The 21,364-nt window shown below is 39.4% G+C and carries 16 protein-coding genes and 1 rRNA gene; 6 read left to right on the top strand and 11 right to left on the bottom strand.

Features of this window, described 5'->3' with window-relative positions; genetic code table 11:
- Positions 1-16: 16 nt before the first annotated feature.
- A complete protein-coding gene (locus tag EWE74_RS00085) occupies positions 17-958 on the top strand; it encodes a YihY/virulence factor BrkB family protein (protein WP_130139515.1) in 942 nt (313 codons plus the stop codon).
- Between the two features lie 65 nt (positions 959-1,023).
- Here EWE74_RS00085 and EWE74_RS00080 read toward each other — a convergent pair whose 3' ends face one another.
- Positions 1,024-3,744, bottom strand: a complete 2,721-nt coding sequence (locus EWE74_RS00080; RefSeq protein ID WP_130139514.1) for a carboxypeptidase regulatory-like domain-containing protein — start codon at positions 3,742-3,744, stop codon at positions 1,024-1,026.
- Between the two features lie 79 nt (positions 3,745-3,823).
- Positions 3,824-5,356 (bottom strand): cardiolipin synthase, encoded by a 1,533-nt coding sequence (gene cls / locus EWE74_RS00075; RefSeq protein WP_239018507.1) that lies wholly within the window; start codon positions 5,354-5,356, stop codon positions 3,824-3,826.
- A 136-nt stretch (positions 5,357-5,492) separates the two neighbouring features.
- Between cls and EWE74_RS00070 the strand changes: the two genes are divergently transcribed.
- The 3 genes from EWE74_RS00070 to EWE74_RS00060 all read left to right on the top strand — a co-directional run bounded on the left by EWE74_RS00070 (position 5,493) and on the right by EWE74_RS00060 (position 11,335).
- Positions 5,493-6,629 carry an efflux RND transporter periplasmic adaptor subunit gene (locus EWE74_RS00070; protein WP_239018506.1) on the top strand — a complete coding sequence of 379 codons (1,137 nt, stop codon included), beginning with the start codon at positions 5,493-5,495 and terminating at the stop codon, positions 6,627-6,629.
- A gap of 62 nt (positions 6,630-6,691) precedes the next feature.
- Positions 6,692-9,850: an efflux RND transporter permease subunit gene (locus EWE74_RS00065; protein WP_130139511.1), complete on the top strand. Its 3,159-nt coding sequence runs from the start codon at positions 6,692-6,694 to the stop codon at positions 9,848-9,850.
- A 12-nt stretch (positions 9,851-9,862) separates the two neighbouring features.
- Entirely contained in the window at positions 9,863-11,335 is a 1,473-nt protein-coding gene (locus tag EWE74_RS00060; RefSeq protein WP_239018505.1) for an efflux transporter outer membrane subunit, read from the top strand.
- Positions 11,336-11,346: 11 nt separating this feature from the next.
- Here the strand turns inward: EWE74_RS00060 and EWE74_RS00055 are convergent, their stop codons facing one another.
- The 7 genes from EWE74_RS00055 to EWE74_RS00025 all read right to left on the bottom strand — a co-directional run bounded on the left by EWE74_RS00055 (position 11,347) and on the right by EWE74_RS00025 (position 18,090).
- On the bottom strand, positions 11,347-12,039 hold the full coding sequence (locus tag EWE74_RS00055) for a sulfite exporter TauE/SafE family protein (protein ID WP_130139509.1): 693 nt from the start codon (positions 12,037-12,039) through the stop codon (positions 11,347-11,349).
- 2 nt (positions 12,040-12,041) lie between these two features.
- The gene (locus EWE74_RS00050) at positions 12,042-12,464 is read right to left on the bottom strand and encodes a FixH family protein (RefSeq protein ID WP_130139508.1); all 423 of its coding nucleotides are present in this window, start codon (positions 12,462-12,464) and stop codon (positions 12,042-12,044) included.
- Positions 12,465-12,472: 8 nt separating this feature from the next.
- A complete protein-coding gene (gene ccoG / locus EWE74_RS00045) occupies positions 12,473-13,864 on the bottom strand; it encodes a cytochrome c oxidase accessory protein CcoG (protein ID WP_130139507.1) in 1,392 nt (463 codons plus the stop codon).
- A 36-nt stretch (positions 13,865-13,900) separates the two neighbouring features.
- Positions 13,901-14,791, bottom strand: coding sequence for a cbb3-type cytochrome c oxidase N-terminal domain-containing protein (locus EWE74_RS00040; protein WP_130139506.1), 891 nt, complete (start codon positions 14,789-14,791; stop codon positions 13,901-13,903).
- A 6-nt stretch (positions 14,792-14,797) separates the two neighbouring features.
- Complete coding sequence (locus tag EWE74_RS00035; protein WP_130139505.1) at positions 14,798-14,992, bottom strand: hypothetical protein; 195 nt, start codon at positions 14,990-14,992, stop codon at positions 14,798-14,800.
- Positions 14,993-15,003: 11 nt separating this feature from the next.
- A complete protein-coding gene (gene ccoN / locus EWE74_RS00030) occupies positions 15,004-17,148 on the bottom strand; it encodes a cytochrome-c oxidase, cbb3-type subunit I (protein ID WP_130139504.1) in 2,145 nt (714 codons plus the stop codon).
- A 180-nt stretch (positions 17,149-17,328) separates the two neighbouring features.
- Positions 17,329-18,090: a lytic transglycosylase domain-containing protein gene (locus EWE74_RS00025; RefSeq protein ID WP_239018504.1), complete on the bottom strand. Its 762-nt coding sequence runs from the start codon at positions 18,088-18,090 to the stop codon at positions 17,329-17,331.
- Between the two features lie 291 nt (positions 18,091-18,381).
- On the opposite strand from EWE74_RS00025, the gene EWE74_RS00020 reads away from it, so the two are divergent.
- Both EWE74_RS00020 and EWE74_RS00015 read left to right on the top strand, forming a co-directional pair.
- Positions 18,382-19,530, top strand: a complete 1,149-nt coding sequence (locus EWE74_RS00020) for a pseudouridine synthase (RefSeq protein WP_130139502.1) — start codon at positions 18,382-18,384, stop codon at positions 19,528-19,530.
- Positions 19,531-19,579: 49 nt separating this feature from the next.
- On the top strand, positions 19,580-20,047 hold the full coding sequence (locus tag EWE74_RS00015; RefSeq protein WP_130139501.1) for a pyrophosphohydrolase domain-containing protein: 468 nt from the start codon (positions 19,580-19,582) through the stop codon (positions 20,045-20,047).
- Positions 20,048-20,073: 26 nt separating this feature from the next.
- Here the strand turns inward: EWE74_RS00015 and EWE74_RS00010 are convergent, their stop codons facing one another.
- The gene (locus tag EWE74_RS00010; RefSeq protein WP_130139500.1) at positions 20,074-21,036 is read right to left on the bottom strand and encodes a TIGR01212 family radical SAM protein; all 963 of its coding nucleotides are present in this window, start codon (positions 21,034-21,036) and stop codon (positions 20,074-20,076) included.
- A gap of 101 nt (positions 21,037-21,137) precedes the next feature.
- A 5S ribosomal RNA gene (gene rrf, locus EWE74_RS00005) occupies positions 21,138-21,249 on the bottom strand.
- Positions 21,250-21,364 lie beyond the last annotated feature (115 nt).

Raw genomic sequence — 21,364 nt, 5'->3', positions numbered from 1 at the left:
AACAAAAACTATACGTATGGAGAAAGAAACACCTTGGCAAAAACTAAAAGGGTTTGGACAATTGCTATTAGATACTATCAATAGTTTCCTTAATGATAAATGTCTTAAAAAAAGTGCTTCTTTAGCGTATTATACGGTATTCTCCATTGGTCCCTTAATTTTAATCCTAATCTGGGCATTAGGTTTTTTTTATGGCAGCCAAATGGATTCCCCAACGGGTGCACGCGACGAGATCATGACGGAACTTAATCAACTTTTTGGGCCAGATATCACCAATATGTTGGATAACGCAATTAAAAAAATATCTTTGGATAGTAAAAACAGTATCGGACTTTACATCGGTATCGGTGTACTTGTTTTTTCTTCTACAACGATATTTGTCGATATACAAAATTCCATCAACGAAATCTGGCATATTAAAGTCAAGCCTAAAAAAGGTTGGTTGAAAATTATTATAGACCGTCTTCTTTCTTTCTCGATGATTTTAGGTTTGGGATTTCTTCTTATGGTCTCCTTAATCCTCAGTAGTGTAATCGGACTGTTAATGGGCAAAGTGGGTGACTTTTTGAGTGAATATATTCCAAACATCAATCTCCAGATGATTAACCTAATCAATACCGGTGTATCGTTTTTAATTATTGCAACCTTATTTGCTTGTGTATTTGCTTTTCTTCCTGATGCCAAGACTCGCTTCCGGGATGTATTGTGGGGGGCGATTTTCACAGCTTTACTCTTTTTATTAGGAAAATCACTTATTTCTTGGTATTTATCTTCGAATGTTACCGCAAGCTCGTTTGGAGCAGCCGGCTCCATTATAATTTTGCTAAGTTTCGTGTATTATTCCGCGGCTATTTTATATTTTGGTGCCGAGTTTACCAAACATTATGCTATTAAATATGGACGAGGAGTTCGGCCTAGGTCATATGCTGTTCGGGTTGAAGTAAAAGAGCTTGAATAAAATAACGGCTTCCCTCTTGAACTTAAAGAGAGAAGCCGTTTCTAATGTGATGAAAATTCGCTCGCTTATTTCACATTATAATAATATACAGCTCGTCCGGCGGCACCTGTATTATCCTGTCCTTCCACAACCACCTTATATCTACCATTACCATCACCATTATAAAAATCTAACGTAGCATTGCCCTCGTTACCCAAGACCACATCTGGATTCCAATAAATGGTCGTTCGATAATCGTTTGTATTTTTACTATCCGGGGTATCGTATTTTGGTGAATAAAACTGTCTTTCTTTTACATAACCAAGAGGGACCATATCAATCACATTTGTCTTCGGCAACATACTTTCAATTTCAGCCAACGACATACGTGGTTGCTTACTTTGGTCTTTCTTTTTCGTCATAATGGAAACAACACCATCATTTTGATACATACGGCTGACCGTTCCCAATTCATCCCGTAAAAAAATCTCGATAGCCTCAATCTCTGAAGGAATAATAGAATTTAGAGCAGGTTCATCGATGGGCATGCCATCTAAGAAGAACTGAACCGGCACTCGACTCCCCTGATTATAGTTCCTTGTAACATGGTATTTCAACGTCTGATTATCATACGTGATACCTGTCAACATGGTTGTCAAACACATGGTCAGTACGTTACAACCCGAAAGACGTTCACCCTCAATGCGATGTTCTGGCATCGACAATCCAGATAGCGACGAAAACTCTTTACTAGTGACCATTTTCCGCTGAATGCCCGTAACCTGGACTTCATCTATCAAAATAGAAGTTCTATATTCGTTCTTACTATTGTTTAGATAAGCCTTCATTTCTTGATCAATATTTTGCACATTGTCACTTGCATAGGGATTTCCTTGATCGATTCCCGGAAAATAAGTCTGGTCCATATTGATAACCAAGTTTCTAAAGTTATCGTTACCTCGAGCGTTTATGGTTACTTTAGAAGAATCGGAGAATACCAAATTTTCGAAGGCAAATCGTCCTTGATTATCTGTATAGGCGTCCTTCCGTATATTTCTCGATGGAATAGATAATAACAATCCTCCATTAGGCTGAGGACGTCCCGTATTTAACCGTAAAATACCTGAAAGCGTAATTCCTTGTTCTGGCATAAATTGAACCTGAGGAAGCTTTTCGGCAATTAAATCATCATACGAAAACCGTCTAAATCCTTGAGTCATTAACAACACATTTAGTGATTCCTTTCGCTTTTCATTTTTTTCATTAAAATAATAGTTTGGTTGTTCTACATATCCCTTAAGATCTGAAGTTAGTAAATAGTTGCTCAAAATCCCCAATTCTTGATCATCGTCATAAGGTGTCTTCACATCATCAATCACCGATACCGAATAATTACTTTTCAGCGAGTCCATGATAGGAACCTGAATTGTCAACTTTACACCTTCTTTTTTTGCATAGGTTGATTTATCTGTTTTTACATCTATGTTCAGCAATGGTTGAGACTGATTAAACACTAAACGTTCGCTCAACAGTTTCCCATCAGGCTGCATAATCGACAGCTGCACGATACCATTGGGGAGTTTATCTTTCGGAAGGCTAATCAATACCGACGAATTTTTTAAAGTAGCCTGTGCAGCGTACACCAAATGACCATTCGATTGCCCTAAAACATAGAACGGCTGATTTGCCATCTTTTCATAAAAGGTGTCATTTGCAATTAACCCCATCTGCAGCGAAGCATCATCTTCACTGTGCAGCACCACGTTAATCCCTTCTGTTTTGACTTCCGGAAGATCATATGTCCGTTGCTCTCCATTTTCAAAAGATACAGTCGCCTTATAACTTTCTCCCGCAATAGGCATAAAGTCGATTGCTCCCATACCAAATGCAATGTCATTAAAAGATGCGACTTCTTTCTTCTTGCTATCCAAGATCTTACCTTGCACTTTTATGCCTTTTCCAGTAGAGCTAACTGCTTTAAAAGCTAGTTTCTTAGCCACCCCTGCAAGGAGGTCTCCCCCCTCGGGGAAAAACTGGACATCAGCATCCCATAACGCATGCTGTAAGGGATAACTACCTACTAAAGCCGGCTCTAATTTATCTCCGTCAATTTTTACATTAAGTCTTCCTTTTTTCAGATATTCCTTATCTTTTATGGTGAGATTGATGGTTACCCGTCCCATATCATCCGTCTCCCCTTTACCTTTACTAAATGGATCCCAACCATCAATAGCCTCCCAGGTCAGCTTTCGCCTTCCCAACAAGTTACCTTCTCTATTCCTAAACTGTATTGTGGCCTTCGTTTTGTTGTTGCCATCGGGTGTATATGTAATCTCCGCACCTAATTTCTTATTAATAGCGTCCCCCACCGGCACAATCTTATTATAGAAATAAGCATTATCAAAATTTGCCATCCATTTTGTATATGCCCGAAAACGATAATTATCTTGTGCAATAAACTGTGGATCTAACACTAATTGTCCTTTTCCACTATTGTCCGTAAGAGGTATACGCAGCGTTTGTATCAACGAGTCCTTGCTCGTTAACATCTCCACGTAAATAATCTTACTAGGGGTATATTCAAATAGATTATGCTGTAAATATGTTTTAAACCATAAGGTGTCTCCAACAGCGTAGTAAGGTTTATCAAAATGTAAATGTACTTTCTCCACCGGGTACACCCCAAAATATTTTTGTACGCGCTCTACCACTGTATTAATAGGTATAGCGGGTAGTTGTTGGGCAAATCCATTTCTTGATCCGAATATGAGAAAGGTAATAAATAAGAAAATAAAAAGCTTCTTCATTAATATACAGTTTTTTCGCGGAGTTAAAGTTATCTATTTTTTTTCTGAAAATGTATGTTTTGCGCCCATGTTTAACACCTTATAACAATGGAGCGAGCAAACGACATACAGAATCAAGTCCACGTTTCCATACGTTTCGTTTTTTCCATTCTATCAAAGTCATGCGTTCGCAGTCTTCTTTATCACGTTCAAATTGCTCTTCTAATTGTCTACAAACAGTATCATCGGAGATTACGGCGGCAATTTCATAATTGATATAAAAACTACGTGTATCTAGATTGACTGTTCCGATGTAAGAAAGCTTCCCATCAATGTTGATTGTTTTAGCATGGATAAAGCCTTTCTTATAAAAATAAACTTTGACCCCTCGTTCTAGAAGAGGTTTAATAAACGAAAGGCTGGCATGCTGCACGATAAAAGAGTCTGATTTCTCGGGCAACATCAATTCCACTTCCAAACCCGACGCCGCTGCAACCTTTAGAGCCGTTGCTAATTCATCACTCGGCACATAGTAAGGTGTCACGAGCTGGATTTTCCTGTCGGCCTCACCCAATCCCACAAGAATAGCTTCCATATTAAAAGGCCCTAGCGACCCCGGATCACTTTCCACAAAGGAAACTGCTGCACTTCCTTTCTTTTCTATGTTTGGCATTTGATGGAGAAGATACCCCTCACTCAATTGAAAAGGTGTACCATCCGCCAAATTCCAAGAATTCCAAAAACCGACTTGAAGCATAGTCACTGCAGGCCCTTCAATTCTTACGGAAGTATCTCGCCAAAAAACGGCGGTACTATTTGCAGGATCATTGATATACCGATCGGAAATGTTCATTCCCCCAATATACCCTATTTCTGCATCAATGACAGCAATCTTACGATGGTTTCGGTAATTACTATTCCCCATAGATGTAAAAGTTACCGGAAAAAAATGATGGTATTCAAAACTTAAATCTTTTCTACGCGATAAATATTTTACCAAAGCCGGGGAGCCAATGCTATCAATTAATAGACGCACAAAAACGCCTTCTTTGGCTTTCTCTTCCAAAATATGCAGAACCTCCTTACCAATTGTATCTACCTCAAAAATATAATATTCTAAATGAATCGAATGACGGGCTTCCCGCAAGGATTTCAGGAATTCGGGGAACTTTTCTTCACCATTGATGAGCAGTTTAACGCTGTTTCCGGTCGTCGGTGATGACACACGCTCATTTTTCAAGAAAGTAAACACCCGCGAAAGCGTTCCTATCCGATCAGTGATACGGACAATATTCTGTTCCATATAGGGCTCCAAACGCTGCCATTCTTTCTTCAAACGCCTCATTTGCGCATCATTCACACGTTTGAGACGTTTAACTTTATTGAATTTCTGTCCAAATAAATAATAAATCAGCAAGCCGACAACAGGCAGGAAAATGATAACCAAAATCCAAGATAGGGTTTTAGTGGGATTCCTGTTCTCAATTAAAATAGTGCTAAGTACCCCCAAATATAAAAAAACAATAGGTATCCAATACCATTGTTTTAAAAACTGGAGCAATTCTTGTATAAATTCCATATATTGATCAATGTCCAATAAAAATAGGTTTTTTGTCGGAATTAACCGAACCATTGTATTAGTTAAGAATTGTTAAACGAGCAACTATTTTATATAAAAAACGTTATAATTGCATACACCTGTAACTAAACCGTTACAAATAAAGACAGATGTAAAAGATATAATACAGAAGATGAGTATAAAAAATTCAATGTTAAAACAAATAGCATACATATTAGTGGCGGGAGTCGGCGTAGCTACTTTCACAAACTGTAACACAAGCAAATCAGAAGATACGACGAATAAACCCCTAGCTTTACCGGTACACACAGTTGATACAAGTAATGCGGTTACGGTAAAAGATTACCTAGGAACCATTGAAGGCAAAGTAAATGTAGAAATTCGCCCACAAGTTGAGGGTATATTGCAGCAAATATACGTGGACGAAGGTCAATACGTAGAAAAGGGCCAAAATTTATTTAAAATAGATGCTTCGGTTTATCAGGAAGGCCTTAATAACGCGCTTGCGAATCAAAATGTTGCGAAAGCAAGATTGGAAAATGCGAAATTGGAGGTAGAGCGGTTACGCCCTTTAGTGGAGAATGATGTCATATCAGAAGTTAGACTACGGAAAGTAATGTCAGACTACGATGTGGCCAAAGCCTCACTTGATCAAGCTGCTGCAGAGGTAAGAAACGCTGAAATTAGCAAAGAATTTACAATTCTAACAGCTCCTGTTAGTGGTTATATTGGTCGGATTCCGAAAAGAATAGGAAACCTTGTTTCAAAAGGTGACAGAGAACCGATGACCGTATTGTCGGATGTGCAGGAAGTATATGTTTATTTCTCGATGAATGAATCGGACTTCTTATATTTTTCAAAAATAAAAGCACGGGAAGATAGTTTACTAGGCATCAAAAATTCAAAAAACAGACTTGTGTTTCCCGAAGCCACCTTGATTCTTGCGGATGGTGAACAATATAAGAAGAAAGGTATTGTAGACGCCATTGATGGTCAGGTCGATAGAACAACAGGTGCTATATCGTTAAGAGCATCTTTCCCGAATGAAGATAATATCTTAAGAAATGGTAGTACAGGAACATTAAAAATTTCAGAAACAAAAAAAGGTGTAATCCAAATTCCGCAGGTTGCAACGAGCTCACTGCAAGATAGAACGTTCGTGTATACTTTGGATGATAAGAACCAAGTGGAACGACGTTCCATTAAAATCGAAGGTACCAGTAGAGATAACTATATTGTCTCTGGTTTAAACATCGGTGATCGGGTATTACTTTCAGGCATTGATAAAATTACGGACGGTTCTGTAGTAACACCTATTGCCCAATAATTGCGAATGCTCTCTTCACTCACAATCTCCTCTCATCAGATTGATTTTAAAAAGTACATTCAATGTTAAAAACATTCATAAATAGACCGGTGCTAGCCACCGTAGTATCCTTAATTTTAGTCATTTTGGGTCTAGTAGGGATGATGATACTTCCCATCAGTAGGTTCCCCGAAATTGCACCTCCCAGCGTAGTGGTCTCCTTGAGCTATCCGGGAGCGAATTCCGAAACCGTAGCAGAGAGTGTCTTGTTACCTGTTGAAGAAGCTATTAATGGTGTAGAAGACATGACCTATATCCGGTCTACAGCCACCAACTCGGGATCGGGGAGTATACAAGTATTTTTTAAAACGGGCACCAATCCTGATATCGCATCGGTGAATGTACAAACCCGTATTTCCAGAGCAATATCCACTATTCCGGCAGAAGTAAACGAGAATGGTATAACCGTGCAGCCTAGACAGAGTGGGGCTATCATGACTATAAATTTATACTCTGATCATAAAGATTCCATTTATGACGAGACCTTCTTGCAGGCATATGCACAGATCAATATGATCCGCCCGCTTTTACGGGTAGACGGCGTGGCACAGGTAGCTAGAATTGGTGCACGGGACTATTCCATGCGTGTTTGGTTGAATCCCGAAAAATTAGCACTATATAATTTAGTACCACAGGATATCACAAAGGCTTTAAGTGATCAGAACTTTGAGATGGCTCCCGGCAAGTTTGGGGAGGCTACCGATGAGGTTTTCGAAACAGTTATCCGACATAAAGGACGTTTTTCGCAGCCCGAAGAATTCGAAAATATGGTCATCAAGACCAATATTGATGGATCTGTCCTCTATCTAAAAGATATTGCACGTATTGAGTTTGGCGCAACAAACTTAAATAGCGACAACAAGGTGAACGGTTATCCTGGTTTAACCCTTAATATTACACAAACCAGTGGTTCGAACGCGCACGCGATCGACCAAGAAGTACGAAAAGTTCTAGAGGAGATATCGGTAGCTTTTCCAAAAGGGATGCATTACGAAATATCATATAGTGTACGCGATCAAATAGACGAATCTATCAACCAAGTAAAGCACACACTTTTTGAAGCCTTTATTTTGGTATTTATCATTGTATTTATTTTCTTACAAGATTTCCGCTCCACATTGATACCCGCTATTGCCATTCCGGTATCTCTCGTCGGTACGTTTTTCTTTCTAAGTCTTTTTGGTTTCTCGTTGAATGTACTCACGATGTTTGCACTCGTTCTCGCTATTGGTATCGTGGTCGACGACGCCATAGTGGTCGTTGAGGCCGTTCACCAAAAAATGCATGAGACAGGTTTGAAAGCAAAAGAAGCCACCATCCAAACCATGTCCGAGATTACAAGTGCTATTCTATCCATTACGATGGTTATGGCTGCGGTATTCCTCCCGGTAGGCTTTATGCAAGGTCCGGCAGGTATTTTTTATCAACAGTTTGCTTATACCCTAGCAACAGCGATATTAATATCCGCTGTGAATGCGCTAACACTCTCCCCTGCTTTATGTGCACTGTTGCTAAAACCTGTACATCCCCAACAAATAGAGGAAGAGAAAAAACTAAATACTTTTCAAAAGTATAAAACAAGGTTCTTCACAGCCTTCAATACAGCTTTTGATAAATTCACCACCAAATATCTTGCTGGTGTAAAGTATCTATTAAATCATAAAAAAATAGCTTTTTTAGGGTTAGTTGTCATCACTCTTATTGGAGCAGTCTTCTTGATGAACACACCGCGAAGCTTTATCCCTACAGAAGACGACAGTTTTGTAACTTATTCGTTGGCTATGCCCCCGGGCGCTTCGTTATCCAGAACTACCGCTGTATTGCGCAAAGCAGATAGTATCTTAAAGAAACGAGAAGATATAGCGGGTATGACAACTGTATCAGGCTTCAACGCATTGGATGGAGGAGCTAGCCCTGCATTTGCAGCAGGTTATATCAACCTAAAATCACATAAAGAGCGAACAGACATTAAATCTATCAATGCCTTTATGGACACCATCCAAAATGACTTATCCCAAATCGATGAAGCCACATTTACAGTCTTTCCTCGACCTACCGTACAGGGTTTCGGTGAATTTGCCGGATTGGAACTGGTATTGCAAGATCGTTTGGGGGGAGATATTCGCGACTTTGATCTCGTAGCGGATACGTTTATTCGTCAGATCAATAATCTACCAGAAGTAGGCAATGCATACACAACGTTTAAATCTAATTTTCCACAATTTGAAGCGGATATCGATGTCGTCAAAGCAAAAAGTCTTGGCGTTGACATTCGGGAAATGATGAGCACCATCCGGCTTTATTTCGCCCGTGTAAATGGCGGGGATTTTAACCGTTTTGGTAGAACTTACCGGGTATATTTACAAGCTGATTTTGATTTCCGAACGGATCCAGAATCACTAAACTCCATTTTTGTCCGAAATAAAGACGGTAGAATGGTACCTGTGGGGACATTAATGACACTAAATAAAGTTATCGGCCCGGAATCTGTTTCACGGTATAATCTGTATAACTCGATTACTGTAAATGCCACACCTGCTACCGGTTACAGTACAGGAGACGCTATGGAAGCTATTGAACAACTTGCTATCGCAGAGCTACCCGCCAATTATGGTTATGAGTGGACGGGAATGGCTTATGAAGAAAGTCAGGCTGGCTCACAGACCATCCTTATTTTTGGACTCTCGTTCATCTTTATCTACTTCCTTTTAGCAGCACAATATGAAAGCTATATTCTTCCATGGGCGGTCTTACTGTCGGTTCCCGTAGGATTAATTGGTGTATTCTCCACGATTTGGATAGTAGGTTTACAAAACAACATTTATGTACAAGTCGGATTGATTATGTTAATCGGGTTATTAGCAAAAAATGCAATCCTTATTGTTGAGTTTGCCATACAACAGCGAAATAAAGGCTTAAGTATTTACGACGCCGCCATCATGGGCGCAAAATTACGTCTCCGCCCCATACTCATGACTTCCCTTGCTTTCGTCGCTGGTCTAGTCCCTTTAATGTGGACCGTTGGACCTTCCGCTATCGGAAATCACTCGATCAGCTTTAGCGCTGCAGGTGGCATGCTATCTGGTGTGATATTTGGTATATTTATCATCCCTGTCTTGTTTATGGTCTTTAAGGCACTAGATGAAAAAGTAAGGGAAAAACTTAAATCTTCTGACGAATAACGCATGAAACTTATGACACTGAAACAACTGGTATATATTACGGCAGTATTGGTCAGCTTATCTGCATGCAAAGTCGGTAAGCGATATGTCCAACCGGAACTAAATCTTCCCGAAAATTTTCGGGGAGATACACTGACCTACCAACAGGATACGATTGCCTTCGCACAGGTTTCCTGGCGTGATTTTTTCAATGACCCACAGCTTATCGCACTTATTGATACGGCACTGGTAAACAATTATGATATGCGAACAGCTTTAAAGAATATTGAAATCGCCAATCGTAACCTGAGACAAAACAAGTTAGAATACCTTCCTTCTGTAGACGGTAATATTGCTACCGTAAATAGGCAATTTCGTTCTAAGGATTTTTATAGCAACCCGTCTTCAAAGTGGTATAGCGAAAGTGGAGAAGAGGCCCCCGATAATCTATTTCAATACCAATCACAATTTAGTGCGGGATTAGAGTTTAGCTGGGAACTGGATATATGGGGCCGGATTGCTCATCAGCAAGATGCATTAAAATCAGATTTTCTCGATTCCTACGAAGCAAAAAATGCTATTCAAACCAGATTAATCGCAGATGTTGCGAAAGGTTATTTTAACCTGATTATGTTAGATGCTCAGATCGAGGTCGCTAAACGTAACTTACTACTTAACGACAGTACATTACGTATGATCCGGTTACAGTATGACGCCGGAGAAATCACCGCATTAGCCATCCAGCAAACGGAATCACAGCGACTAGTTGCTGCGTCATTGATCCCCGAATTGGAAAAAGAAATCGCCTTACAGGAAAATGCACTCAATGTCTTGATAGGTGAAATGCCAAATGTGGTGACGAGAGGCTTCAAAATAGACAGCTTAATGAACACGGAAAACAGCATTACGCTAGGTGCTCCTCTCGACATTGTTAGGAATCGACCAGACATAAAGCGTGCTGAATATGCACTCATTGCTGCTAATGCGGAAATGAATTTACGACAGATTATGCGGTATCCACAGCTTTCGCTTAGCGGTGTTCTTGGTACAAACGCTATGTTACCTAAAAACTGGTATAATATTCCCGGAGCGTTACTCGGTGGATTTGCCGGCGGATTGACCACCCCTATTTTTAGAAATGGGCGATTAAAGAACCAATGGGAAGTTGCCAAAATAGAACGCGAAAAGACCGAATTGGAGCTACAAAAAACGGTCATGGAAGCTGTACACGAAGTATCCAATGCGGTTATTACGGTAGAAAAGCAGAAAGAGCAAATTGAATTGACGAGAAGAAGAGTGGAAAATTCTGAATTAGCCGTTAGAAATGCATCGTTGTTGTTTATGAGTGACTATGCGACTTATCTCGAAGTAATTACTGCCCAAAGCAACGCGCTCTCTAGCGAATTAGCACTGGTCGATATCAGACAGAAACAATTGGAAGCTTATGTAGATTTATATAGAGCACTCGGTGGCGGATGGCAGGAAACGACGGAAACCGCGGAATAATTAGATAATGGCTAAGCACAATTAATCGCTCCATCTACATGTAGTAGCGGACTTAGATAAGGGATATCTAGGTTCGCTCCTCTCAAAATGAACCAAATGCCCATGATTAAATAAAGAAAAGGTATTATACGGTTAAATCCACGTTTAAAAATGGGTTTGGAAAAGCTTCCAGCAAAAGAGAAAACAAAGAGCAAGGGCAGTGTTCCTAAACCAAAAAGCACCATAAAAAGAAAACTGTTTGTTGACGAATCAGCGTTCATAGCTGATGCTAAAGCCATATAAACCATACCACAAGGCAAAATACCATTTAATATTCCAGCTACAAAAGAGCCTCCCGGCCTATAAAGCCATCGTCCCATATATCTCGCAAACGGTTGTACTGCCTTTGTTTGAAAACGAGTTAACGCTTGCGTGTTTTTCCCAAAGACATAAAACATACCGATTATTACGAGCCCAATACCTACGACGATACTTAATCCTCTTTGCCATCCTTGTACGACAGCCATACTTCCTAAGATTCCCAAAAAGAGCCCCATTATACCATAAGTAAGAATACGCCCTATTTGATAAAGTAACCGATTAAAAACCACTTTCCACGACAAGCCCATTTGGCCATTTATAGCGAGCAATAGCGGACCACACATAACGGCACAATGTACACTACCAAAAAGTCCCATAAAAAATGCAAAATAGTGATAGGTCATTATTAAAAATATAAATTATGGTCGGAAGTATAAGGTGTTCCGCCTTGTTGCCAAGAAATTTCCAGTCGCCAACTCCCTTTGGTAAAGCTACCCACAGGTATTCTGTAATGCTGACTTTCCGTTACAAATGGTAATGACATATCCAACATGCTATCGGATGGTCGCTTAAAGATAAGGTTGCCTCGATTATATGGTTCGCTAAAAGTGATATACAATGTATCGTTTTTAACGCTAACTGTTGGGCGGGCATTATCATTTAATAAATTCTGTTTCCGCTGGTAAACCTCATCATAGGATAAACTTCTTTCATAGTAATCCTCATCTTCCAACGTATCCGTATTCTTAGTCACCATATATATTCCCGCACTCACAATAAATACGATAAAAGTCCCCAATCCTAATATGATCTTTAATCCCCAGTTCATGTTAATCCTTATTTTTTACTTGGAGGAGCTATAAAGGTTGTTTTTAAAGTCTCCTTTACTTTTCCATCAGAAATGATATTCACCTTGACATTCTGTTTATATTGCTCTATTTCTCCCTTGTCCATCAACAGGAAGAAGCTCAATTTCGCACTTCCCTCCTTTTTCAAATCATGAATATTATTCACCATTTGCACGTTAATCCTGTCGTCAACACTTTCAATATCAAATTTAATATCTTTTCCAGATTTATTTAATAGCTCCAACGTATATAAATTGCTCACCTTTCCATCTTCCCGGAGCTGATAAGAACTTCCGGTTGCACGCAATAAGCGTCCGTCTATCTCCGAACGGTTAAACAACAAAAAACCAAATACGATGGTCAACACCACGAGTATAGCAGAATAAGCTATCGCACGCGTATTATTTTTCTTACCTGTTTTCCCCTCTTCAGATAGATCATCCATAGAATAAAAACCGATAAGACGTTTTGGCTTTCCTATTTTATCCATAACCGTATCGCACGCGTCAATACAAGCTGTACAGTTAACGCATTCCAGCTGTGTGCCATTACGAATATCGATACCTGTTGGGCATACGTGTATACAAAGTTTACAGTCGATACAGTCCCCTTGCTCCGTATCATTTTTTTTCAACTTCCCTCTGGGTTCCCCACGGTTGACATCATATGCTACCGTCAAACTTTTTTCATCGAGCAATACACCTTGCAGCCTGCCATAGGGGCATAACGTTGTACAGACAATTTCGCGCACATAAGCAAATACAGCGTAAAAAGCAAGGGTAAACACAATAATGGACGCAAAGCCAATGATATGTTTATCCACTGGATCAGTCATAATTTTGTACAACGCATCAACACCAATAATATAAGCCAAGAATATATTCGATATAAAAAAAGATATGGCCAAGAAAACCGTGTGCTTCAATACCTTTTTCCAAGCTCTGGCATCGGAATCAGGTCCCTCATTTAATTTCCGCTGTTGTATCCAATCACCCTCAATAAGATATTCTATACGTCGGAATATCAGTTCCATGAAAATGGTTTGTGGGCATGTCCACCCACACCAAACTCTACCATAAACTGCTGTAAAAAGAACGATACCCACCATCATAATCAACATACCAAAAACAAAAATATGCAAATCTTGTGGATAGAAAACTGAACCGAAAATGGAAAATTTTCGTTCAATGATGTTGAACATTAGAAATGGATTGCCATTTATCTTAATAAATGGGGCTATAAAAAGGAACAGTAGTAAAGAATATCCTACCCACTGTCTATAGTTGTACAACTTGCCACCGGGCTTTTTGGCGTAAATCCATTGACGCTTTTCTTTCCCTGAATTTGTACGGGCACTATTTCCATCTACCACTGTTCCCATGATTATTTAAATAAAAATTATAGCATTTGTATTTATTTATACCTCATTTTCCGCTGCTACCTGCTCGGCTGAAGCATCAGTGGTTTCGTTATTGGTTTTCGGAGCCACTTTTTCTCCTTGTGGGTCTTTCGGATTCGGTGGATTAGTACCCGCCAATGTGATAATATAATTACTTACCTCCGCAATCTGCCCTGGTGTTAATGTTTGCTCCCAAGGTACCATTCCTTTCTCTGGAACACCATATTTCACCACAGTGAAGACATCTTTAATATCGCCGCCATGTAGCCAATATTCGTCCGTTAAGTTCGGACCTATTCCACCTTCGCCCGCATTTCCATGACAAACGGCACAGTTCGACATATAGATTGCCTTTCCCGATGCTGCCAATGTGCCGGTAGCATCTATTTCTATCGTACTTTCATCGATTAGATTAGCTGATTGCGCTAAAAATTCCTGTTTCGCCTTTTCCGCCAATGCCATTTCTCGTTGATACTCTTGGTCTTGATTGGGCCCCCATCCAAAAACATGGTAAACAAGCAAGTAAACTACACCAAAAGTAATCGTAGAATAAAACAGCGCATTAAACCATGCTGGAACAGGATTATCCAATTCTTTTATACCATCGTATTCATGCTCAATTTCCAAGTCTTTTTCTTCTTCTATTGGTCTCAAGCTCAACAATTTAGACACGATAGCCTGCCAATTTATCTTTTTGACTTTTTTTACCTGTTGCTCGGCCGCCAACTGTGGCATAGTTAAATTAATAATTGATTTCATGGCCTTATTGACGACCAATGCTGAGGCCAAAAGAGCTATCATGACGACGATAAGGGCGACAATAAGAATATCGTTGTATATATTTCCCGATCCAAAAGCCCATTCGGATGTTGTCGCAGTGGTATCGGCTGTTAATAATAATGTATTCATAAATCTCTATTTCTGCAATGATTGGTCATTTTCCTTTTCCGACTCCCCATCGTCAAAAGGAATATCTTTCATGTGATCGATGTGATCTTTTTTCATCCAAAATAACATACAAGCCACAAGTACAAAGAATACCAGAAAGACCCACAACGATGCTATTAAATAAATCTCATCTCCATTTAAATTTGTTATCTGCTTAAACATAAGTCATTCTTTTAATTATCTGACAATACAATTTCATCAGCTGCTTGCGGTGCTTCAGCCTTGATATCCTTCCCTAAACGTTGTAAATAAGCTATCACGGCAATGATTTCACTATCAGACCGAACTTCCACTTGATTTGCCGCTAGATCCGCTGTTATTTCATCCGCTTGTTTTTGCAAATTTGTAAAAGCATTTTGGATCTCCTCTTCTGAATAAGGCACACCTAATACACGCATAGCATTCATCTTCTTATCCAAAAGGCTATTATCCAATGTTTGCTCAATTAGCCACGGATAAGCTGGCATAATACTTCCGGGAGATGTAATAGTTGGATCCAACAAATGGTCAAAATGCCATTTATTCGGATACTTTCCTCCGAGACGATGCAAATCCGGTCCAGTACGTTTAGATCCCCATAGGAACGGCATATCGTAAACAAACTCTCCAGCTTTACTATACTCACCATAACGAGCAGTCTCCGAACGGAATGGTCGAACCGTCTGCGAATGACAGTTAACACAGCCTTCTCGGATGTATAGATCACGTCCTTGAAGCTCAAGTGCGGTATAGGGTTGTACAGACGCTATTTTAGGCACATTACTACTAATCGTAAACGTCGGAATCATTTCCACAATACCCCCAATAAGGATAGCAACCAAGGCCAATACCATGAATAAAACAGGTTTACGTTCCAAACGACGGTGTTGAGTAGGCTCTCTTGTCACCACAGGTTCCAGCGCCGGTGCTTCCGCAGCTTCGTTGGCAACCAATTTCCCAGCTTTCATTGTCTTAATCAAGTTGTACGTCATAATTATAACGCCTGTTAAATACAACGCACCACCTACAGCACGCATCATATGCATCGGAAGAATCTCCAAGGTGGTAGCTAGGAAATTTGGATATTTCAATACACCTTCCGGCGTAAACTCTTTCCACATCAGCCCCTGTACTACAGCAGCCCAATACATCGGGATAGCGTAAAATAAAATCCCCAATGTACCGATCCAGAAGTGGACATTCGCTAGTTTTTTCGAATATAACGGTGTTTTATAAATTTTCGGAATGATAAAATACAAGACAGCAAATGTTAAGAAACCGTTCCATCCTAATGCACCTACGTGTACGTGTGCCACAATCCAGTCTGTAAAGTGTGCGATTGCATTTACTTGTTTTAACGATAATAAGGGGCCCTCGAAGGTTGCCATACCGTAGGCTGTCAATGCAACCACCATAAACTTAAGCGTGGGTTCCGTACGCACTTTATCCCAAGCTCCGCGTAATGTTAATAATCCGTTGATCATTCCCCCCCAGCTCGGTGCAATCAACATAATGGAAAATACAACCCCCAACGACTGCACCCATGATGGTAATGAGGTATAAAGAAGGTGATGAGGTCCTGCCCAGATATAAATAAATATCAACGACCAAAAGTGAAGGATACTCAATTTGTACGAGTATACAGGACGATTGGCCATTTTAGGTAAGAAGTAATACATCATACCTAAATAAGGTGTAGTCAAGAAAAAAGCAACTGCATTATGCCCATACCACCACTGCACCAAAGCGTCCTGCACACCTGCATATACATAATAACTTTTCCATAGACTCACCGGGAGCTGAATAGAATTTACAATATGCAATACAGCCACCGTTACAAAAGTCGCTATATAAAACCAAACCGCTACATACATGTGGCGTTCACGGCGTTTGATGATTGTACCGAACATATTTATTCCAAATACCACCCAAACCAAGGTAATAGCAATGTCAATTGGCCATTCCATTTCTGCATATTCATGCGAGGAAGTATAACCTAGCAGTAAAGTAACTGCAGAAGCAACAATAACTAATTGCCAGCTCCAAAAATGAATTTTGCTCAACAAATCACTGAACATTCTTGCTTTTAGAACACGTTGCATGGAGTAATATACCCCCATAAAAATTGCGTTCCCAACGAAAGCAAAAACAACCGCATTTGTGTGTACGGGGCGCACTCTACCGAATGTCGTGTACTGATTTAGAAAGTTCATCTCGGGCCAAATCAATTGCGTGGCGACGAGTAAACCGATGGACATTCCCACCAATCCCCAAATAATTGTTGCGATCCCGAAGTTTCGCACAATCTTGTTGTCATAATTAAATTGCTCTACCTGCATACTCTAATAGTTGATTTCGGAGGTAAAGGTAGCCTTTTTTTTATGACACTGTAATGATACATCTTTTATAAAAAAGTGACATTTATCACTCTTTACTTTTCAAGTAATAGAACGTGCAAACAAAAAAAGACCTTCCAAAAAGGAAAGTCTTTCTTCGTATTATCACTTATAATCTATAGATTATAGCAAATTTCGTTCATTCGTGTGTTGATAACTATCATATGTTTGCCCATAGCGTTTATATCCATGTTTGTTAGGATTCTCTATAACCTGTTTCATCGAGACTAGTTTATAAACATAAGAACCTGTCTCTCTATTCAAGTGTAAATTATAATAATCCTTTGTCCCTTGACGACGTATAGTATTCTTTAAGCTTCCACCTCCTACATTATATGCTGCGGCTACCAACGTCCAATCATTAAATTCTTTATATAGGCTTTTTAAATAACGTGCTGCGGCGTGTGTAGATTTGATCAAATCCTTACGCTCATCCACACTGCCATTAACTTTCAAGCCATAAAGCCGTGCGGTAGCGGGCATAAATTGCCAGTAACCACCTGCTCCTTTATGGGACGTTATCCGAGGATTCATGTCACTTTCCACAAGTGGAACATATTTAAAATCCTCTGGAATCCCGTACGATTTTAAAATGGCTGCTATCTGCGGTAAATGCGCTGCTGCTTTTTTATGCAAATCGTAAGATTGTTGCTTTCGGAAAGAAAAGTTTGCTAAATATCTCTCAAATTTTTTCTCTACCGACGGGTTGTGTAGAGGAACCTGCTCATTAGCAAACATTACGGAGCGATAATATGCTTCCTTTTGTTTCTCAGGCGATAAGGCTATCGCTTTTTTTTGTTTCTCAACCTGCTCCAACAAGGCCTTCCGTATAGGATCCTCTTCGGACGTTGAGTTTGGCGTGGAGTATAGCTTTGACAAAATCATTACAGACAATACTATACTGCTACACAGTACTCTTTTTTTTATCATTCAATCCCTTACTGCTACCATCCACGAAATTAAGATCAATACTTAAAAGCGATCAAGATAGCTTGGTTCAATTTAAGCTTGCAAATATACAAAGGTTTCCCTAATTTTCCAAACCATTATAATCGAACGAAGATGCTCTGTAAATACAAAAACGTGGCCTATGCCATTCCAATACATCTTTTGATAATATTATTTTTTTCTATGAACCAGATAAAAACACTACCTTTGTAGCTAAACTTTACAAATATGCCATTCAATAACAAAAGGAACAGTCGCGACGACAACTCCAAAAAAAGTAGAAGTAACTCCGAAAACTTCCGCTCAAAAAATGGTCGCTCAACACGGTCGTCTTCAACGAATGAATTTAGAAAATCCAGATTTGAAGAAGAAGATAGCAAGAAATCAAATCCCTTTAGCAAGTTTGAAAAAAAGAATAAAAAAGATGATTCCAATCGCTCTTTTAATAAATTCGATAAACTAAAGAAGAATACAGACCGCCCTTTTTCAAAGGACGAAAAAGGAAACTATCGTGGTTCCAACAAATTTGATAAGTCAGGTAAAAAATCGTTTGATCGGTTCGATGGCGAAAATAAAACTAAAGACAAATACAAAAATAAAGATACATATACACCATCCTACCCTAGAAAGAAAATTGCTAGTGCGGAACCTAAAGATGACGGTTTAATCCGATTAAATCGTTATATATCCAATGCTGGTGTATGCTCACGCCGCAAAGCAGATGAACTAATCGAATCCGGCGTGGTATCCGTGAACGGTGAAGTGGTCACAGAATTAGGAACTAAAGTAGATCCGGCAAAGGATGAGATAAAGTACAATGGCGAGCGCTTAAAACGCGAAAAAATGGTTTATGTGCTTTTAAACAAACCCAAAGATTTTATTACAACTACCGATGATCCGCAAGAACGTAGAACGGTTATGCAACTTGTGGCAAAAGCCACAAAGGAAAGGATCTATCCGGTAGGACGCTTAGATAGAAATACTACAGGCTTGTTATTGCTTACCAACGACGGCGCACTCGCAGAAAAGCTTTCCCATCCGCGAAACAATATTAGTAAAATATATCATGTAGAGTTGGACAAAAATTTAACACAGGGTGATTTTAATAAAATCCAATTTGGCATTGAATTAGAAGATGGAGTCATCAAACCTGACGATATAAGCTATGTACAAGGGGGAAGTAGAAATGAAATTGGTATCCAAATCCATTCTGGCAAAAACAGGGTTGTAAGACGTATTTTTGAATCATTGGGTTATGAAGTTATTAAATTAGATCGCGTAGTTTATGCTAACCTAACAAAGAAAGATTTGCCACGTGGAAGATGGAGATATTTGGAAGAGAAAGAACTTATACAGTTAAAACATTTCATTAAATAGACTCCTCCATTTTTAGACAATTTTGGTTTTTAACTTTTGACTTTAAAATATGACAGATCCTAAAACACTGACTTCCGTAGCTGAATTTCATAAAACCTTTCAACATCCTATCCTGGAGGAACCAACCATTCCGTCTGAGATACGCTGCAACTTACGGGTTTCTTTAATCGCTGAAGAATTAAAGGAATTGCAAGAAGCTATTGAAGACAAAGATATTGTAGAAATAGCTGATGCACTATGCGATATTCAATATGTACTTTCAGGTGCTGTATTGGAATTTGGGTTAAAAGATAAATTCAATGCGTTATTCGAAGAAGTACAGCGCTCGAATATGAGCAAAGCGTGTAAAACAGAGGAAGAAGCAAAGGCGACCCAAGCCCATTACTTCGCTAAAGGTGTTAATTCTTATTACAAAGAAATCGACGGCATGTTTTTAGTGTATAGAGAGGGAGATAATAAGACTTTAAAATCCGTCAATTATTCACCTGCCAACTTAAAAGCAATTCTTGAAAAATAGAAGATAGATCTGGGGCTAAATTATTTTTAGCCCCATTTATAATTCCCAATATATTGGCTTCCCTGCTTCACCCCTCGGCTTTCTAAACCTTTATCAATATGTGTTTGTATTTTTGATTTTGGGTATCCCCAATTAGGTGCAATCAACAGTTCTTTATCTGCAATACCAAAAATACGCTGAATGATAATATCAGGACGTAACAAGGGTATGAATTTTGCCAAGAAATCCGTGTATTCCTCTATAGAAAACAACTTAAACGGTTCCCTCTTATATTTTACCCCCATAATGGACCCTTCGACAATATGAAGATGGTGTAATTTGACAAACTTTATTTGAGGATGTTTATTAATTTCCTCCGCATACCGAAGCATCATTTCTTCCGTCTCCCAAGGAAAACCGAAAATTGTATGTACACATAAATCCAGTTTTGTATTTTGAAGCATATGTATCGTGGCAAGAAATTCGTCGTGTGAACAACCTCTATTGATCTTTTCTAACGTATCATTATAAATAGACTCCATCCCCATTTCCAAATCAACGTCAAAACGGTCAGTATAAGATTCCAACAAGGCGATTTTCTCAAAATCCAAACAATCCGGACGAGTTCCCACAGATAAACCTAATGTATTTTCGGAATCTATACTTAGAGCTTCGTCATACATCATTTTTAACAAATGCGTAGGCGCGTAGGTATTGGTGTTAGGTTGAAAATAAATAATAAATTTTTCTGCTCCATACGAATTTCGTGCTCGCGTTATCCCATTCTGCACCTGCTCCTGTATAGAGGGTATTTTACGGGCGGTATCGGGCGTAAACGAATCTACATTGCAATACGTACAGCCACCATAGCCTTTTGTTCCATCCCGGTTAGGACAAGTGAAATTCCCATCTACAATAACCTTAAACACTCGTTGCCCATCATACTTCTCTTTTAAGTATGCTCCATAATGATTATACGGCTTGATACCGTTGTCTAGTAAAGTCCCCATCTTCTGCAAAGGTAGTAATTAGTAGCGAGTAATATGTGAAGTTTGTCTCTCACAAACGAAAAAAGCCCCTGCAGTTATATACTGCAGGGGCCCTGTATAAGGTTCGGCACCGACCTACTCTCCCACCTTTTACGGCAGTACCATCGGCTCTGGCGGGCTTGACTGCTCTGTTCGGAATGGGAAGAGGTAGACACCGCCGATATAGGCACCTGAATATCTTTACCAATGGAAATATCCATTGACATCATATGACATACATCGGAAAAGAAAAGAAAAAAACGAGGGAACAAAGGAACTTTCCGGCGCGGAAAGCTTCGGGCTATTAGTA

It is taken from the genome of Sphingobacterium corticibacterium, assembly GCF_004208525.1.
GTDB lineage: Bacteria > Bacteroidota > Bacteroidia > Sphingobacteriales > Sphingobacteriaceae > Sphingobacterium > Sphingobacterium corticibacterium.
Note: the sequence above shows the minus strand (reverse complement) of the source record. Positions and strands in the feature narration are given on the sequence as shown.

Excerpts from the sequence above, each read along its gene's own strand:
- EWE74_RS00085 (WP_130139515.1), top strand. The coding sequence starts at position 17 with ATGGAGAAAGAAACACCTTGGCAAAAACTAAAAGGGTTTGGACAATTG.
- EWE74_RS00080 (WP_130139514.1), bottom strand. The coding sequence starts at position 3,744 with ATGAAGAAGCTTTTTATTTTCTTATTTATTACCTTTCTCATATTCGGA.
- cls (WP_239018507.1), bottom strand. The coding sequence starts at position 5,356 with ATGGTTCGGTTAATTCCGACAAAAAACCTATTTTTATTGGACATTGAT.
- EWE74_RS00070 (WP_239018506.1), top strand. The coding sequence starts at position 5,493 with ATGTTAAAACAAATAGCATACATATTAGTGGCGGGAGTCGGCGTAGCT.
- EWE74_RS00065 (WP_130139511.1), top strand. The coding sequence starts at position 6,692 with ATGTTAAAAACATTCATAAATAGACCGGTGCTAGCCACCGTAGTATCC.
- EWE74_RS00060 (WP_239018505.1), top strand. The coding sequence starts at position 9,863 with ATGACACTGAAACAACTGGTATATATTACGGCAGTATTGGTCAGCTTA.
- EWE74_RS00055 (WP_130139509.1), bottom strand. The coding sequence starts at position 12,039 with ATGACCTATCACTATTTTGCATTTTTTATGGGACTTTTTGGTAGTGTA.
- EWE74_RS00050 (WP_130139508.1), bottom strand. The coding sequence starts at position 12,464 with ATGAACTGGGGATTAAAGATCATATTAGGATTGGGGACTTTTATCGTA.
- ccoG (WP_130139507.1), bottom strand. The coding sequence starts at position 13,864 with ATGGGAACAGTGGTAGATGGAAATAGTGCCCGTACAAATTCAGGGAAA.
- EWE74_RS00040 (WP_130139506.1), bottom strand. The coding sequence starts at position 14,791 with ATGAATACATTATTATTAACAGCCGATACCACTGCGACAACATCCGAA.
- EWE74_RS00035 (WP_130139505.1), bottom strand. The coding sequence starts at position 14,992 with ATGTTTAAGCAGATAACAAATTTAAATGGAGATGAGATTTATTTAATA.
- ccoN (WP_130139504.1), bottom strand. The coding sequence starts at position 17,148 with ATGCAGGTAGAGCAATTTAATTATGACAACAAGATTGTGCGAAACTTC.
- EWE74_RS00025 (WP_239018504.1), bottom strand. The coding sequence starts at position 18,090 with ATGATTTTGTCAAAGCTATACTCCACGCCAAACTCAACGTCCGAAGAG.
- EWE74_RS00020 (WP_130139502.1), top strand. The coding sequence starts at position 18,382 with ATGCCATTCAATAACAAAAGGAACAGTCGCGACGACAACTCCAAAAAA.
- EWE74_RS00015 (WP_130139501.1), top strand. The coding sequence starts at position 19,580 with ATGACAGATCCTAAAACACTGACTTCCGTAGCTGAATTTCATAAAACC.
- EWE74_RS00010 (WP_130139500.1), bottom strand. The coding sequence starts at position 21,036 with ATGGGGACTTTACTAGACAACGGTATCAAGCCGTATAATCATTATGGA.